Origin of the sequence: Klebsiella sp. MPUS7, from assembly GCF_009905335.1 — a bacterium.
GTDB lineage: Bacteria > Pseudomonadota > Gammaproteobacteria > Enterobacterales > Enterobacteriaceae > Klebsiella > Klebsiella grimontii.
The window spans coordinates 3,431,935-3,446,840 of the sequence record NZ_CP047604.1 but is presented as its reverse complement, the minus strand read 5'-3'; the positions used below and the strand labels follow the sequence as shown (position 1 = coordinate 3,446,840).

Annotated in this window: 13 protein-coding genes; 8 read left to right on the top strand and 5 right to left on the bottom strand. The window is 57.2% G+C overall.

The features are described from left to right. The first annotated feature begins 66 nt into the window (after nt 1-66). On the top strand, nt 67-606 hold the full coding sequence (locus GUC22_RS16110; RefSeq protein WP_004131424.1) for a glycine zipper 2TM domain-containing protein: 540 nt from the start codon (nt 67-69) through the stop codon (nt 604-606). 56 nt (nt 607-662) lie between these two features. Here the strand turns inward: GUC22_RS16110 and GUC22_RS16105 are convergent, their stop codons facing one another. From GUC22_RS16105 to GUC22_RS27300, 3 genes are all read right to left on the bottom strand, one after another. Next, on the bottom strand, nt 663-2,840 hold the full coding sequence (locus GUC22_RS16105; protein WP_049130239.1) for a TonB-dependent siderophore receptor: 2,178 nt from the start codon (nt 2,838-2,840) through the stop codon (nt 663-665). A 340-nt stretch (nt 2,841-3,180) separates the two neighbouring features. After that, entirely contained in the window at nt 3,181-3,816 is a 636-nt protein-coding gene (locus tag GUC22_RS16100) for a TetR/AcrR family transcriptional regulator (RefSeq protein WP_024359537.1), read from the bottom strand. Beyond that, nucleotides 3,813-3,941: a hypothetical protein gene (locus tag GUC22_RS27300; RefSeq protein WP_162685316.1), complete on the bottom strand. Its 129-nt coding sequence runs from the start codon at nt 3,939-3,941 to the stop codon at nt 3,813-3,815. The genes GUC22_RS16100 and GUC22_RS27300 overlap by 4 nt, the downstream gene beginning before the upstream one ends. A 124-nt stretch (nt 3,942-4,065) precedes the next feature. Between GUC22_RS27300 and bhsA the strand changes: the two genes are divergently transcribed. Next, entirely contained in the window at nt 4,066-4,323 is a 258-nt protein-coding gene (gene bhsA, locus GUC22_RS16095; protein WP_004131427.1) for a multiple stress resistance protein BhsA, read from the top strand. 217 nt (nt 4,324-4,540) lie between these two features. Here the strand turns inward: bhsA and ldtC are convergent, their stop codons facing one another. After that, nucleotides 4,541-5,500 (bottom strand): L,D-transpeptidase LdtC, encoded by a 960-nt coding sequence (gene ldtC / locus GUC22_RS16090; protein ID WP_004138369.1) that lies wholly within the window; start codon nt 5,498-5,500, stop codon nt 4,541-4,543. A 167-nt stretch (nt 5,501-5,667) separates the two neighbouring features. Continuing rightward, nucleotides 5,668-9,114, bottom strand: a complete 3,447-nt coding sequence (mfd, locus tag GUC22_RS16085) for a transcription-repair coupling factor (RefSeq protein WP_142476494.1) — start codon at nt 9,112-9,114, stop codon at nt 5,668-5,670. A gap of 305 nt (nt 9,115-9,419) precedes the next feature. On the opposite strand from mfd, the gene lolC reads away from it, so the two are divergent. The 6 genes from lolC to GUC22_RS16055 are packed head-to-tail and all read left to right on the top strand — an operon-like array spanning nt 9,420 to nt 14,711. Beyond that, nucleotides 9,420-10,619: a lipoprotein-releasing ABC transporter permease subunit LolC gene (gene lolC, locus GUC22_RS16080; protein WP_004131430.1), complete on the top strand. Its 1,200-nt coding sequence runs from the start codon at nt 9,420-9,422 to the stop codon at nt 10,617-10,619. Continuing rightward, complete coding sequence (gene lolD, locus GUC22_RS16075; protein WP_004138368.1) at nt 10,612-11,313, top strand: lipoprotein-releasing ABC transporter ATP-binding protein LolD; 702 nt, start codon at nt 10,612-10,614, stop codon at nt 11,311-11,313. Before lolC ends, lolD begins: the two co-directional genes overlap by 8 nt. Continuing rightward, a complete protein-coding gene (gene lolE / locus GUC22_RS16070; RefSeq protein ID WP_024359532.1) occupies nt 11,313-12,557 on the top strand; it encodes a lipoprotein-releasing ABC transporter permease subunit LolE in 1,245 nt (414 codons plus the stop codon). The genes lolD and lolE overlap by 1 nt, the downstream gene beginning before the upstream one ends. A gap of 48 nt (nt 12,558-12,605) precedes the next feature. After that, on the top strand, nt 12,606-13,517 hold the full coding sequence (gene nagK / locus GUC22_RS16065; protein ID WP_024359531.1) for an N-acetylglucosamine kinase: 912 nt from the start codon (nt 12,606-12,608) through the stop codon (nt 13,515-13,517). Between the two features lie 14 nt (nt 13,518-13,531). Then, nucleotides 13,532-14,377 (top strand): Sir2 family NAD+-dependent deacetylase, encoded by an 846-nt coding sequence (gene cobB / locus GUC22_RS16060; protein ID WP_024359530.1) that lies wholly within the window; start codon nt 13,532-13,534, stop codon nt 14,375-14,377. A 28-nt stretch (nt 14,378-14,405) separates the two neighbouring features. Next, entirely contained in the window at nt 14,406-14,711 is a 306-nt protein-coding gene (locus GUC22_RS16055; protein ID WP_004138364.1) for a hypothetical protein, read from the top strand. Nucleotides 14,712-14,906 lie beyond the last annotated feature (195 nt).

The following is a 14,906-nucleotide window of genomic DNA, read 5'->3' as shown; positions in this document are numbered from 1 at the left end:
TCTTATTTGCAAGCCTGATGGCTGGGTTGCAAAATTACAGGCAATAGCAACGAAGGAGGAAGTCCCGTGAATAAATCAATGTTGGCGGGTATAGGAATTGGCGTGGCTGCCGCGCTGGGCGTCGCAGCCGTTGCCGGTCTTAACGTGTTAGACCGCGGCCCGCAGTATGCCCAGGTAGTGTCCAGTACGCCGATAAAAGAGAGCGTCAAAACCCCGCGTCAGGAGTGCCGTAACGTCACCGTAACCCATCGTCGACCTGTGCAGGATGAAAACCGCATCGCCGGTTCCGTCTTAGGCGCGGTGGCCGGTGGGGTTATTGGTCATCAGTTCGGCGGCGGACGCGGCCGCGACGTTGCCACCGTCGTGGGCGCGCTGGGCGGCGGCTATGCCGGTAACCAGATTCAGGGCTCTATGCAGGAAGGGGATACCTACACCACGACGCAGCAGCGCTGTAAAACGGTGTACGACAAATCAGAGAAAATGCTCGGCTATGACGTCACTTACAAAATCGGCGATCAGCAGGGCAAAATCCGTATGGATCGCGACCCCGGTACGCAAATCCCGCTGGACAGCAATGGCCAGCTGATTCTGACTAACAAAGCCTAAAAAAGATGTTTATCTTTATTAGCCCCTCAGGCTCTCTGGCCGAGGGGCTTTTTTTATCAGAAGCTCAGAGCGTAGTTCAGGCCGAAGGTACGGCCGCGACCTTTGTACTCGTATAGAGAACTGCTGCCGTAGGTCGGGCTGTAAAGCAGCGGCGCGCGCTGGCCCCATACGGTGACGTAATCTTCATTGAGCAGGTTCTCGATGCTGAAGGTCAGCTTGCCGACAGGGAGCGCGTAGCTGCCGATAAAGTCGACGGTATTGTAGCCATCGAGCTTATTGCCGCTGGCATCGCTTATATCAAACACCTGCTGGCTCTGCACCCGCAGCGACCACGGTTCCGGCGCCCAGCCAACCCAGGCGGTGGCCTTTGACGGCGAGGCGAGAGTGACGTCCCACTTCTGCCAGCTGCCATCGCTCTTCACCTGTGATTTCAAAACGTTAAAGTTAGCCCCGGCGCTCCAGTCGCTGTTCGGGAAGTAGTAATCCACCGCGCCCTCTACGCCATAAATACGGCGCTTATCGGACTGCACATCGATGGTCATATCGGTACGGTTAACGACGATGGTTTTATCGGAGGTCGAGTAGTAAGCCGCCAGCTGGGTACGCAAATTATCGCCGGTGTAGCGCCAGCCCAGTTCGTAGGAGTTAACTTTAATCCCCTGCAGCGGCGAATCGCCAACGTTGACGCTTGAGAGAAGCGGAAGATGGCCGTTGACCGCCGCGCCGTATTTACCGATGCCGTAGTATTTGCCCGGATCCGGCAGCTCAACGCCCTGTGAGAAGTTAAACCAGGTCTGCTGACGGTCGGTGAGATGCGCCACAATCCCGGCATTAAACAGGAAGTTATCGTAATCGGTTTTTCCGCCCGGAATGGCATCCGCCGAGCTAACCTTGCCGCTGGCGACATCCTGCTGCTGGGCATAACCGACAAAATCATCGACCCGGTTTTCCGTCCACTGATAACGCACGCCGCCGCTGATAGTGAAGATATCGTTCAGGTCATAGCTGGACTGCAGGAACGGCGCCAGGTTGGTGATGCTGTAGCCCGGGTAACGGCCGGTGGTGAAGATGGCCTGATTGTTCAGGCCGCCGGAAGACATCGACTGGCCCAAATCGAAGAACATCTGATTGGCGTTGAAGGTTTCATGGTCGGCGTCGACTCCCCAGGTCAGGTCCCAGCCGTCCAGCGGCTGGCTATTCAGGGTGATTTTCGCGCCGTACTGATCGGTATCCTGCTTTGAAGACGAGAAGCTGCTGACCTGGCCTTTGCTGAGCGTCGGGAAAGGATAAAAGGTCAGGGATTCATCGCGATAATAGACCTGACTGACCAGGTTCTGCCCGAGGAAATCGGCATCGGAGTACTGCAGGCTAATCAGGTGGCGTTCGGTACCGGGGACGCGGTCGGAGTTCAGACCGTCGGTGGTAAAAGCTTTGCCATCGCCGGTCACCGCCGACATATTTTTCCCCAGGTACAGGCCGTAATCGTCGCCCTGGCTTTTATAGTACTGCGTCACCAGCTGCAGCTGGCGGTTCTCGTCAATCTCAATGGTTCCCGTTCCCATCACATCCAGACGATCGGAATGCTGAAGCCCGGTTTGGGTATTATCCAGGAGCAGCGCATCGTGGTTACCGTCATACCAGCCGCCAAAACGCTGATAAGCGATCGATAAACGACCGGATGCGTGGTCTGTGCCGCCGCTTACCGCGGCCGCCACGCGTTCATCATGGTCGTTGCTGTTGGCAAAACCGGATTTACCCCCCAGCTCCAGATCGACCTGGCGCTCCTGTTGGCCCTTTTTGGTGACGATATTAATCAGGCCGCCGGTACTGCCGCCGCCGTACAGGGATGTTGCGCCGGAGATCACCTCGATGTGTTCAATGTTAAACGGATCGATAGAGTCTAACTGGCGGCTGTCGGTACGGGAGGAGTTAAGGCGAACGCCGTCGATCAGGACGACGATCGCGCGGCCGCGCATATTCATGCCGTAGTTGGTGCGTCCCTGGCTGCTGACGTCGATGCCGGGGATCAGCTGCGCCAGCACGTCTTTGAATTCTTTACCGCCCTGAACCTGCTGTTCAATTTCCTGGCCTTCAATAACCCAGGTGGTCTGGGCCATTTCTGCGACGGTACGGTGCGTTCGGTTAGCGCTGACGATCATGTTGTCATCAGCCGCCCAGGCGGGCAGGGCGGTTGCCAGCAGCAGTGGGTTTAGTACCCAGAGACGCTTGTTCATGCTCATTCCTTTTATGAGTTTATACCCGTCATTCTCCAAGTCGCAGGCGCGTTACTCGCCCCTAAGGGGCCAGCGCTAGCGCAGTTCAAGGCACACGTGCCTTGTCCTGCAACTCGAATTATTAAGGGCTTACGATATCGTTGTTTTAGTTTTCCGATACGGGCGTACCGGTTGTTACACGGTGAAATAAACAGAAATGTTTAAAGCTGAATTTTGCCCGTATTGATTATTGTTATCAATATCATTCTCGTGAAATGCACAAAATAAATCACTGAAAACATGACGTTATGTAGGGATTAAGGGGGAGGGAACCGGTGGGAGCCCACCGGTGAACGAGGCCTTAGCGCTGAAGAACCTGGGGCCACAGGCGCAGCGTGGTCTCGGCGATTTGCATGATTTTAGTGAAATCGGCGCCTTCGCGCGCGCCGATCGACATGCCTTGTAATATGCAGTTAAGGAACTGGGCCAACTGACGCACATCGCCCTCTGCCGGGAGTTCGCCGCGCAGCTGACGCTGTTGCAGAAACTGCGTAAGGGTCTGTTCCTGCATCGCGTGCCGCGACTTAACGGTATTGGCGATGTCGGTTGACGCCGCCGCCAGCGCCGCGGAGGTATTGATCATAAAACAGCCTGCCGGCGTCTCTTTACTGGTGAAGCAGGTCGCGACGGCGGTGAAATAATCGCGTAACGCCCGATCGACGCTTTTTTCCTCGTCAAAAAGAAGCGCTTCGTGTTTGGCGGCAAAGCGGGAGATATAGCGATCCAGCACCGCGCGAAACAACCCCTCTTTATTCACAAATTCTGCGTAGAGCGTAGGCGCTTTGGCGCCCGTTGCTTCCACTAAATCGGCGAGAGAGGTGGCTTCATAGCCGTGCTGCCAGAAGAGTGTCATGGCCTTATCCAGCGCCGCTTCCCTGTCGAACACTTTAGGTCGGCCACGGCTTTTTTTCGTGCAACTTTGAACGTCAGTTGTCATGGTGCCGCTGTACCTATGTTGGTTTGTTGAAAGGCCATTATAAAAATAAACCTTACGTGCTGCCAGCGATGTCGGTCTAAAAATAAATAATTCATATATGTATGAATTTTATGCTGTTTATAAATAGTTAAACGGTCGTTATAAAAATCGTTTGACGTGTGATGTGGATCACACTATCATTTCCCTATCGATCGTTAATTAAATGCGTTCGCCCCTACAATAACATTCATCTGCACAGGTATAACAATCATGAAAAACGTTAAAACACTTGCCATCGCCGCGGTTCTTAGCTCACTCTCATTCGCCAGCTTTGCCGCTGTCGAAGTCCAGTCAACGCCGGCGGGTCAGCATAAAATCGGTACCGTTTCCGCCTCAGCCGGGACCAACCTCGGTTCGCTGGAAGATCAGCTGGCGCAAAAGGCGGAAGAGATGGGCGCAACCTCTTACCGTATTACGTCAGTCACAGGTCCTAACACCCTTCACGGGACTGCGGTTATTTACAAATAATTGTCACGCTACTCCTGTTATGCCACTGACCACGCGCGGATCTGACCCCCTTCAGCAGTCCGCGTGAAGTAAGAAAGCGTTGTCTCTGACGCGAAGCGGCGCCCACCCCTTATCTGGCGCCGCAACCCGCAAAAAAGCAGTACCCTGTTTGATTATTGCCATAAAAAAACCGCCCCAGTGAACTGTAGGCGGTTTTTTTCGTCAACGATTCAGGAAACTATAGCGACTGCTCCGTGACGCGATGGTGGCGGGTGACATCAATTGGCATACCCGAACGCAGCGTCATTGCGCGTTCCATTACCTCGGTATCGGTCAGCTGCGCCTGTTTGAACGCTTGCATGATGTCATTGAGGACGATCGGTAGCGTCTGCGGATCGTCATCGATATGCTTCGACAGCGGCTGATGCACCTCCACCAGGCGGGCGCCGTTCGGCTCAACGGAAACCTTGATTGGCGTATTGATAATCGTCACCTTCGTTCCCGGGGTTATTTCGTTGTACAACGCTTTGATGTCGTCATCGCGCAGGCGAATACAGCCGGAGCTGACGCGCATGCCGATGCCGAAATCGGCATTAGTACCGTGCAGCAGGTACACGCCGCCGTACGCCGCCAGGCGAATGGCGTGGTGCCCCATCGGGTTATCCGGGCCGGCGGGCATCACGGCGGGCAGATCGATGCCCATGGCTTTATAGCGGGCGCGAATATTGGCCGTTGGCGTCCAGGTCGGGTTGGCGCGTTTGTCGGAGACGGTGGTGACCATTGTCGGCGTGATGGTATCACCGCCGAGCTGACCGATGCCGATAGGATACACGGTCACTTCACTTCTTCCTGGCGGATAGTAATAGAGGCGAAGTTCGGCGAGGTTAAGGACTAACCCTTCTCGCGGCGCGTCAGGCAGCAGAGTTTGCAGCGGAATCGTCAGCACGCTACCGGCTCGCGGAACATAAGGGTCCACGCCGGGGTTCGCCTGGAGCAGGGCCAGAAAACCGACGTTATACTTTTTAGCGATCGCTTCGAGCGAGCCGCCGTTATTCTCGACCACGTGGAACTGGTTTTGCCCGACCAGACGGCTGCCCGGCGGCGGCAGGGGCCAGGTATTGGCGCGAGCGGGCAGCGCCAGCGCGGTGGCGATAGCTATCATCCCCAGCCAGAGAGAAATTCGCGAAAAGCTTTTCATCACTCTAATTTCCATAATAAGTAAGTGGTTATTTTTATACGAAAAGTCCCTGAGATTATGGTGAAACGAGTGTCTGGAAGTTCAGAGGGATTGCAAAATGTTTGTAAATTTTGCCGCACAGGCGGTGAGGGGCGGGATACGGCGCGCGGACCGTATCCCGAATGCTATCAGGCGGTGGCGTTCTCTTCCAGCTGGCGCATAAACTGGCGCACCCACTCCATCCGCGTTTTACGCTCGGCGAGATCCTGCATAAACTTCAGACGCGTCGGGCCGTCCAGGCGATAGTGCTGGGGCTGCTTCTGCAACAGACTAATCAGCCACACCGGGTTAACGTTATTCTTCTCGTTAAACTCAATGGTGCCGCCTTTTTCGTTGCTCTCCAGCTTACGGATCCCCAGCTTCTGCGCCTGCTGGCGCAGTCGGGCGATGTCGAGCAGGTTTCTTGCCGGATCCGGCAGCAGGCCAAAGCGATCGATAAGCTCGACTTTGATCTCCTCCAGCTCATTCTCGTTCTTCGCGCTGGCAACGCGTTTGTAGAACGACAGGCGCGTATTGACGTCGGGGATGAAGTCGTCCGGCAGCAGCGACGGCATCCGTAGCTCAACTTCGGTCTGCTGGCTGGTGAGATCCTCCAGCGAGGGCTCGCGTCCGGCTTTTAGCGCGTCAACGGCATTTTCCAGCAGCTCCATGTAGAGAGAGAAGCCGATGGTTTCCATGGAGCCGCTCTGATCTTCGCCCAGCAGTTCACCCGCGCCGCGAATTTCGAGGTCGTGGGTGGCCAGCGCGAATCCGGCGCCGAGATCTTCCAGCGACGCGATAGCCTCAAGGCGTTTTTGCGCATCGGTGGTCATCGCTTTTGGATGCGGCGTCAACAGCCATGCGTAGGCCTGATGATGCGAACGCCCGACGCGGCCGCGCAGCTGGTGCAGCTGAGCCAGCCCGAAGTGATCGGCGCGCTCGATAATAATGGTGTTCGCCGTCGGAATGTCGATCCCGGTCTCGATAATGGTGGTACATACCAGCACGTTAAAACGCTGGTGGTGGAAATCGTTCATCACCCGTTCGAGTTCGCGTTCGCGCATCTGCCCGTGGCCAATGGCGATACGCGCTTCCGGCACCAGCTCCGCGAGTCTTTCCGCCGCTTTTTGAATATTCTCGACGTCATTATAGAGATAGTAGACCTGGCCGCCGCGCAGCACCTCACGCAGGATCGCCTCGCGTACCACCAGCGCGTCATATTCGCGAACGAAGGTTTTGACTGCCAGACGCCGTGCGGGGGGCGTGGCGATGATCGAGAGGTCGCGCATACCGCTCATTGCCATATTCAGCGTTCGCGGAATCGGCGTCGCGGTCAGGGTCAGGATATCGACGTCGGCGCGCATTGCCTTAATGCGCTCTTTGTGGCGTACGCCAAAGCGGTGCTCTTCATCGACAATCAGCAGGCCGAGATCGCGCAGCTTAACGTCCGGCTGCAGCAGCTTATGGGTGCCGATAAGAATATCGATTTTCCCCTCCGCGACCTGCTCAAGGATCTGCGCCTGCTCTTTAGCGCTCCGAAAGCGCGAGAGCATCTCAATTCGCACCGGCCAGTTGGCGAAGCGATCGCGGAAGTTATCGAAGTGCTGCTGGGCGAGGAGGGTGGTAGGCACCAGCACCGCCACCTGCTTATGGTTTTCCACCGCCAGAAACGCGGCGCGCATCGCCACTTCCGTCTTGCCGAAGCCAACGTCGCCGCACACCAGGCGGTCCATCGCCAGCGGCTGGCACATATCGCTCAGTACGGCGTTGATGGCCTGCGCCTGATCGGGCGTGGTTTCGAACGGGAAGCCGTCGCAGAACAGCTGATACTGCTCTTTATCATGTTTAAATGCGTAGCCCGCTTTCGCCGCGCGCTGGGCGTAGATATCCAGCAGCTCGGCGGCCACGTCGCGCACCTTTTCGGCGGCTTTTTGCCGCGCTCGCGCCCACGCATCGCCGCCCAGCTTGTGCAGCGGCGCATTCTCTTCCGCGCCGCCGGCGTAGCGGCTAATCAGATGCAGCGACGATACCGGCACGTACAGTTTGGCGTCGTTCGCGTAGGTCAGCATCAGGTATTCGCCGTTAATCCCGCCCGCCTCAAGCGTGGTCATGCCGGCGTAGCGCCCAACCCCATGCTCAAGATGCACCACCGGTTGGCCGATATGCAGCTCCGCCAGGTTACGGATTAAGGTGTCCGGATTGATGGTGCGGCGTGAATCCTGACGACGGCGGGCGACGCGCTCGCCCAGCAGATCGCTTTCGCAAATCAGCGCCAGATTCCGCTGGCTATCGATAAAGCCATGCTCTGCCGAGCCAATCATCAGATAGCGGCCGTTAGCCGTCGCCTCTTCAAGACGCAGGATATGCTTTGGCGCGATTTTAATGCGCGCCAGCATTTCGCCGAGCGCCTCGCGACGCCCCTCGCTCTCGACCGAGAAAATCACCGGCCCGCTGAAGGACTCGAGGAAGCGACGCAGATTATCCAGCGGCGCTTTGTTCTGCGCCTGGATCGCCAGCTCGGGTAGTTTCTGGTAGCCGAGGTTGGTATTGGCGGCTTTTTCCGCCAGACGCTCGGTTTTGAGCTGTACGCGCGGCCATTTTTTCAGCTCGCTAAACAGTTCATCACTGCGTAGCCACAGCTGCTCCGGCGGCAAAAGCGGGCGCATCGGATCGACGCCGCGGTTTTCAAAGCGGGCGCGCGTTTCGTTCTGGAAACGTTCGGCGCTGGCTTCCAGATCGCCGGTGTTAACGATCAGCGTTTTCGCCGGGAAATAGCTGAACAGCGGCGGCAGCGGCTCGTTAAAGAACAGCGGCTGCCAGTATTCGATCCCCGCAGGCAGCGTGCCTTTACTGACCTGCTGATAAATATGCTCGGCGTCGCGTTTGACCTCAAAGCGGTCGCGCCACTGGCTGCGGAACAGCTCGATGGCGGCCTGATCCGTCGGGAATTCGTGCGCCGGAAGCAGGTTGATGCTGGCGACTTCCTCCAGCGTACGCTGGCTGTCGACGTCGAACAGACGCAGGCTATCTATCTCATCATCAAAAAAATCGAGACGATAGGGCTGCTCGCTGCCCATAGGGAACAGGTCAAGCAATGCGCCGCGTGTGGCGTACTCGCCGTGCTCCATCACCTGGTCGACGTGACGATAGCCGGCGCTATCCAGCTGGGCGCGCAGCGCATCCCGCGACAGCCGCTGGCCTTTTTTCATCACCAGCGCGTGGCCGTGGAGGAAATTATGCGGACAGACGCGCTGCATCAGGGTGCTGACCGGAATGATTAATACGCCGCGTTCCATCGTCGGGAGCTGGTATAAGGTAGCGAGACGCGAAGAGATAATGTCCTGGTGCGGGGAGAAGCTATCGTAGGGGAGCGTTTCCCAGTCCGCGAGGCCCGCCACCATGCTATCGGTAAACTGCCTGATTTCATCGTTCAGACGCAGGGCGTTTTGCATATCGGGGGCAATCAGTACCACCGGGCCGCCGTGGCGCTCGGCCATTTCCGCCACCAGAGTGGCGCAGGCCGCGCCGGTAAGTTCGCCAAGCTGGCGCTGATCGCCGGCTTTAACCGGCAGAGAGTATCGGTATTGTTCAGGCATAGACGGTATCATGATCTCTTGGGTATTCGCTCTGCCGATATGGAGGGCAACTCGCTGATATTCAATAGTGAGATTATCCGCGATTGACCCGGATTCGCCAACCCGTATCGCAAAGGTCATGTTTTGGCCAGAAATGTAACGAACTCCGATAAGCGTAAAGTTAAATAACGACTTGCTCATCTATCTTGTTGTTTATATTGAATTTTTGTTATTATTGCCAATAAAATCTACAGGTATCAGTCATTTACGCTGCTCATAATCGCTTATATACTCGGGCATCGGCTATCAGCAATTAGATGGATGACATGTATCAACCTGCCGCACTCTTTATCGGCCTTCGCTATATGCGTGGGCGCGCAGCCGACCGCTTCGGTCGTTTCGTCTCCTGGCTCTCGACCATTGGCATTACGCTTGGCGTCATGGCGCTGGTTACCGTTCTGTCGGTGATGAACGGCTTTGAGCGCGAGCTGCAAAATAACATCCTGGGGCTGATGCCGCAGGCCATCCTTAGCGCCAAGCAGGGGTCCATAAACCCGCAACAGCTGCCGGAAAGCGCGGCCAGATTACAGGGCGTCACCCGCGTGGCGCCGCTGACCACCGGCGATGTGGTGCTGCAAAGCGCCCGCAGCGTGGCGGTTGGCGTAATGCTCGGCATCGACCCGGCGCAAAAAGATCCCCTGACGCCTTACCTGGTTAACGTCAAGCAGAGCGATCTGCAGGCCGGAAAGTATAACGTCATCCTGGGCGAGCAGCTGGCAGGGCAGTTGGGCGTCAATCGCGGCGACCAGATCCGCGTGATGGTGCCCTCCGCCAGCCAGTTCACCCCGATGGGGCGGGTTCCCAGCCAGCGTCTGTTTAACGTGATCGGCACCTTTGCCGCCAACAGCGAAGTCGATGGCTATCAGATGTTGACCAACATCGACGACGCTTCGCGCCTGATGCGCTATCCGCAGGGGAATATTACCGGCTGGCGGCTATGGCTGAATCAGCCTTTACAGGTGGATACCCTCAGCCAGCAGACGCTACCGGAAGGGACCAAATGGCAGGACTGGCGCGAACGTAAAGGCGAGCTGTTCCAGGCCGTGCGGATGGAAAAAAATATGATGGGCCTGCTGTTGAGCCTGATCGTCGCCGTCGCCGCTTTTAACATCATTACCTCGCTGGGTATGATGGTCATGGAAAAGCAGGGCGAGGTGGCGATCCTCCAGACTCTCGGCCTGACGCCGCGGCAGATCATGCTGGTCTTTATGGTCCAGGGCGCGAGCGCCGGGATCGTCGGCGCGCTGCTTGGCGCCGGACTGGGCGCGCTGCTTGCCAGCCAGCTGAATAATTTGATGCCGATTATCGGCGCGTTCCTCGACGGCGCCGCGCTGCCGGTAGCCATTGAGCCGCTACAGGTGATCGTGATTGCCCTGGTGGCAATGGCGCTGGCATTACTCTCTACGTTGTATCCTTCATGGCGCGCTGCCGCCACTCAACCCGCTGAGGCTTTACGTTATGAATAAGATCCTGCTGCAATGCGACAACCTGTGCAAACGCTATCAGGAAGGCAGCGTGCAAACCGACGTGTTGCATGATGTCAGCTTCAGCATTGAAGAGGGCGAGATGATGGCGATTGTCGGCACCTCCGGTTCCGGCAAAAGTACGCTGCTGCATCTGCTTGGCGGGCTGGATACGCCGACCTCCGGCGACGTTATCTTTTCCGGTCAGTCGATGAGCCGACTCTCAGCCGCCGCGCGCGCCGATCTGCGCAACCGCGAGCTGGGCTTTATTTATCAGTTTCACCACCTGCTGCCGGATTTCACCGCGCTGGAAAACGTGGCGATGCCGCTGTTAATCGGTAAACAGAAGGCGGCGGATATTGAGCGTCAGGCGAAAGCGATGCTGCGCGCCGTCGGGCTTGAACACCGCAGCGACCACCGCCCGTCGGAGCTCTCCGGCGGCGAGCGTCAGCGCGTAGCGATTGCCCGCGCGCTGGTCAATAAACCGCGGCTGGTGCTGGCGGATGAACCTACCGGTAACCTTGATGCCCGCAACGCCGACAGCATTTTTCAGCTGCTTGGCGAACTGAACGTGGCGCAGCGCACCGCCTTTCTGGTGGTGACCCACGACCTGCAGCTGGCAAAACGGATGAGCCGCCAGCTGGAGATGCGCGACGGGCGCCTGACCGCCGAACTCTCCCTGATGGGGGCTGAGTAATGGCTTCTCCGTTATCGTTATTGATTGCCCTGCGCTTTAGCCGCGGACGGCGGCGCGGAGGAATGGTTTCGCTGATTTCAGTTATCTCGACCATCGGTATTGCGCTAGGCGTGGCGGTGCTGATCGTTGGCCTGAGCGCCATGAACGGCTTCGAGCGCGAGCTCAACAACCGCATTCTGGCGGTGGTGCCGCACGGTGAAATTGAGCCGGTGAACCAGCCGTGGAACAACTGGAACGAAGCGCTGGCGAAGGTTGAAAAGGTCAAAGGCATCGTTGCCGCGGCGCCTTACATTAACTTCACCGGGCTGGTGGAGAGCGGCAGCAACATGCGCGCTATCCAGGTAAAGGGCGTCGATCCGCAGCAGGAGAGCCGCCTCAGTTCGCTACCCAACTTTGTGCAGAACAACGCGTGGGCCAGCTTTAAAGCCGGAGAGCAGCAGGTGATCCTCGGTAAAGGCGTCGCCGATGCGCTGCACGTTAAGCAGGGCGACTGGGTGTCAATCATGATCCCCAACTCGGATGCCGACCACCAGCTGCTGCAGCCAAAGCGCGTCAGGCTCCACGTTACCGGTATTTTGCAGCTCAGCGGCCAGCTCGATCATAGTTTTGCCATGATCCCCATGCAGGATGCGCAGCAGTACCTTGAAATGGGCAGCAGCGTGACCGGTATCGCCATTAAAGTCACCGATGTGTTCCACGCGAACACCCTGGTGCGCGATGCCGGCGAAGTGACCAACAGCTACGTATACATTAAGAGTTGGATAGGCACCTATGGCTATATGTACCGCGACATCCAGATGATCCGCGCCATTATGTACCTCGCGATGGTGCTGGTGATCGGCGTGGCCTGCTTTAACATCGTCTCGACCCTGGTGATGGCGGTGAAGGATAAAAGCGGCGATATTGCGGTGCTGCGCACGCTTGGCGCAAAAGACGGGCTGATCCGCGCGATTTTCGTATGGTATGGTTTACTTGCCGGTTCGGTAGGGAGCCTGATTGGGGTGGCGATTGGCGTTATCTGCGCCTTCAAGCTGACCGCAATCATTAACGGTATTGAGAACCTGATCGGGCATAAATTCCTCTCCGGCGACATCTATTTTATTGACTTCCTGCCGTCTGAACTGCACTGGCTGGACGTCGTTTACGTGCTGGTGACAGCACTGTTGCTGAGTTTGCTGGCCAGCTGGTATCCCGCCCGCCGCGCCAGCCGCATTGACCCGGCGAGGGTGCTGAGTGGCCAGTAATTTATCGTCATGGTCGGCTTTGCTGACCAGTAAAGAGGAATTGCTGAAATGTACTATGGATTTGACATTGGCGGCAGCAAGATAGCGCTGGGCATATTTGATAAAGCGCGGCGGCTGCAGTGGGAAAAACGCGTCGCCACGCCGAAAGAGAGCTACGAAGCATTTTTGCAGGCGGTAGAAGCGCTGGTACAGGAAGCTGACCAGCGCTTTGGTTGCCAGGGCTCGGTGGGCATTGGTATTCCGGGCATGCCGGAAACTGAAGACGGCACGCTGTACGCCGCCAACGTTCCCGCCGCCAGCGGCAGACGGCTGCGGGCCGATCTGAGCGAGCGTCTGGGGCGCGACGTGCGCCTTGATAACGATGCCAACTGTTTTGCCCTCTCCGAAGCGTGGGACGATGAATTTACGCAATATCCGCTGGTGATGGGGCTGATCCTCGGCACCGGGGTTGGCGGCGGTCTGGTGCTTAACGGTAAATCGATTACCGGGCATCGCTATATTACCGGCGAATTCGGCCATATCCGCCTGCCGGTGGATGCGCTGGAAGTGGTAGGGCGTGATTTTCCTCTGACCCGCTGCGGCTGCGGTCAGCTGGGCTGTATTGAAAACTATCTTTCCGGGCGCGGTTTCGCCTGGTTATACCAACACTTTTATCAACAATCCTTAACCTCACCCGAGATCGTCGCGCTCTGGCAACAGGGAGACGCGAAGGCGCGCGAGCACGTTGAGCGCTATCTCGATCTGCTGGCGGTGTGTCTGGGCAATATTTTAACGATTGTCGACCCCGATCTGCTGGTGCTTGGCGGAGGATTGTCTAACTTTACTGCAATAACCGAAGGGCTGGCGCAGCGCCTGCCGCGACATCTGCTTCCCGTTGCCAGCGTGCCGCGTATTGAGCGCGCGCGTCATGGCGATGCCGGAGGTATGCGCGGTGCGGCCTTCCTTCATCTGACTCAATAACGACAGAGGTAGCTATGCAGTCGCGCCGCTTACACCGATTAAGCCGATTTCGCCGCAACAAGCGCCGGTTACGAGACCGTTTGCGCCAGCGGATTTTCTTCGGCGAAGATAAGGAGACACCTGAAACGATGGAAAAACCAAGAGTCGTGGTGCTAACCGGCGCGGGCATTTCGGCGGAGTCGGGAATTAAAACCTTCCGCGCCGCAGATGGTCTGTGGGAAGAGCATCGGGTGGAAGACGTGGCGACGCCGGAAGGTTTCGCCCGCGACCCGGCGCTGGTACAGGCGTTTTACAACGACCGCCGCCGCCAGCTGCAAAGCCCTGACATCGCGCCCAATGCGGCGCATCAGGCGCTGGCGCGGCTGGAAGAGGCGCTGGGCGACCATTTCCTGCTGGTGACCCAGAATATCGATAATCTACACGAACGCGCGGGTAACCGGCGGATAATACACATGCACGGCGAACTGCTGAAGGTGCGCTGCTCGTGGAGTGGGCAGGTGCTGGAGTGGACCGGCGATGTGACCACGGAGGATAAATGCCACTGCTGCCAGTTTCCCGCGCCGCTGCGCCCGCACGTGGTGTGGTTCGGCGAGATGCCGCTGGATATGGATGAAATCTACCTGGCGCTGGCCGAGTGCGATATCTTTATCGCCATCGGCACTTCCGGGCACGTTTATCCGGCGGCCGGCTTTGTCCACGAAGCGCGGCTGCAGGGCGCCCATACGGTTGAGCTAAACCTCGAACCAAGCCAGGTGGGCAGCGAATTTGCTGAAAAGCACTATGGCCTGGCAAGCGAAGAAGTACCGAGGTTTGTGGAAAAATTGCTGCATGAGGTCGCCAGGTCGACGCCACGTCTTTGATAAATCGCAATGGAAAACAGGAGCGGCTATGGATAGCCCGTTAGTGATATCTTTCATTATTTTTATTGCCGCAGTTGGGGTTGGGCTGTGGAGTCAGTATTGCCTGCCCCGTCTTTCCGATAGCCGAAATATCCTGTTTATTATTTGTTTTTTTCTCGGTATCGGATCCGCCGCTTCATGTTTGTTTCATCTGCTCTATCTGCTGTTGGTCGGCCAGAGCGCACAGGGCGATATCGCCGCGTTCGGTACGCTTATTACGATAGCAGCGCTCTGGAAGCCGCTGAACTATGTCACCGACGCCGCAAATAAACGTAAGGGAAAGCGCAAAGAGTAGGCCTCTGGCGGGTCGTAAAAAAGCCGCCGCCGTAATTCACTCTCACCCAGGCTGGCGAAAGCCTGGTGACAGATTGAAAGACAGAACAACAGGATAACTAACCCTTGTAACATATCTTAGAGCCTATCCCATCAGGACTCTTTCACTGGCCATTTTGGACCTGGGCAGTGCTTGACACAATACGGAAGTACTTTG

Bases quoted from the DNA above. Each gene is read 5' to 3' on its own strand.
- GUC22_RS16105 (WP_049130239.1), bottom strand. From the start codon at position 2,840: ATGAACAAGCGTCTCTGGGTACTAAACCCACTGCTGCTGGCAACCGCC.
- GUC22_RS16100 (WP_024359537.1), bottom strand. From the start codon at position 3,816: ATGACAACTGACGTTCAAAGTTGCACGAAAAAAAGCCGTGGCCGACCT.
- bhsA (WP_004131427.1), top strand. From the start codon at position 4,066: ATGAAAAACGTTAAAACACTTGCCATCGCCGCGGTTCTTAGCTCACTC.
- ldtC (WP_004138369.1), bottom strand. From the start codon at position 5,500: ATGAAAAGCTTTTCGCGAATTTCTCTCTGGCTGGGGATGATAGCTATC.
- mfd (WP_142476494.1), bottom strand. From the start codon at position 9,114: ATGCCTGAACAATACCGATACTCTCTGCCGGTTAAAGCCGGCGATCAG.
- lolC (WP_004131430.1), top strand. From the start codon at position 9,420: ATGTATCAACCTGCCGCACTCTTTATCGGCCTTCGCTATATGCGTGGG.
- lolD (WP_004138368.1), top strand. From the start codon at position 10,612: ATGAATAAGATCCTGCTGCAATGCGACAACCTGTGCAAACGCTATCAG.
- lolE (WP_024359532.1), top strand. From the start codon at position 11,313: ATGGCTTCTCCGTTATCGTTATTGATTGCCCTGCGCTTTAGCCGCGGA.
- nagK (WP_024359531.1), top strand. From the start codon at position 12,606: ATGTACTATGGATTTGACATTGGCGGCAGCAAGATAGCGCTGGGCATA.
- cobB (WP_024359530.1), top strand. From the start codon at position 13,532: ATGCAGTCGCGCCGCTTACACCGATTAAGCCGATTTCGCCGCAACAAG.
- GUC22_RS16055 (WP_004138364.1), top strand. From the start codon at position 14,406: ATGGATAGCCCGTTAGTGATATCTTTCATTATTTTTATTGCCGCAGTT.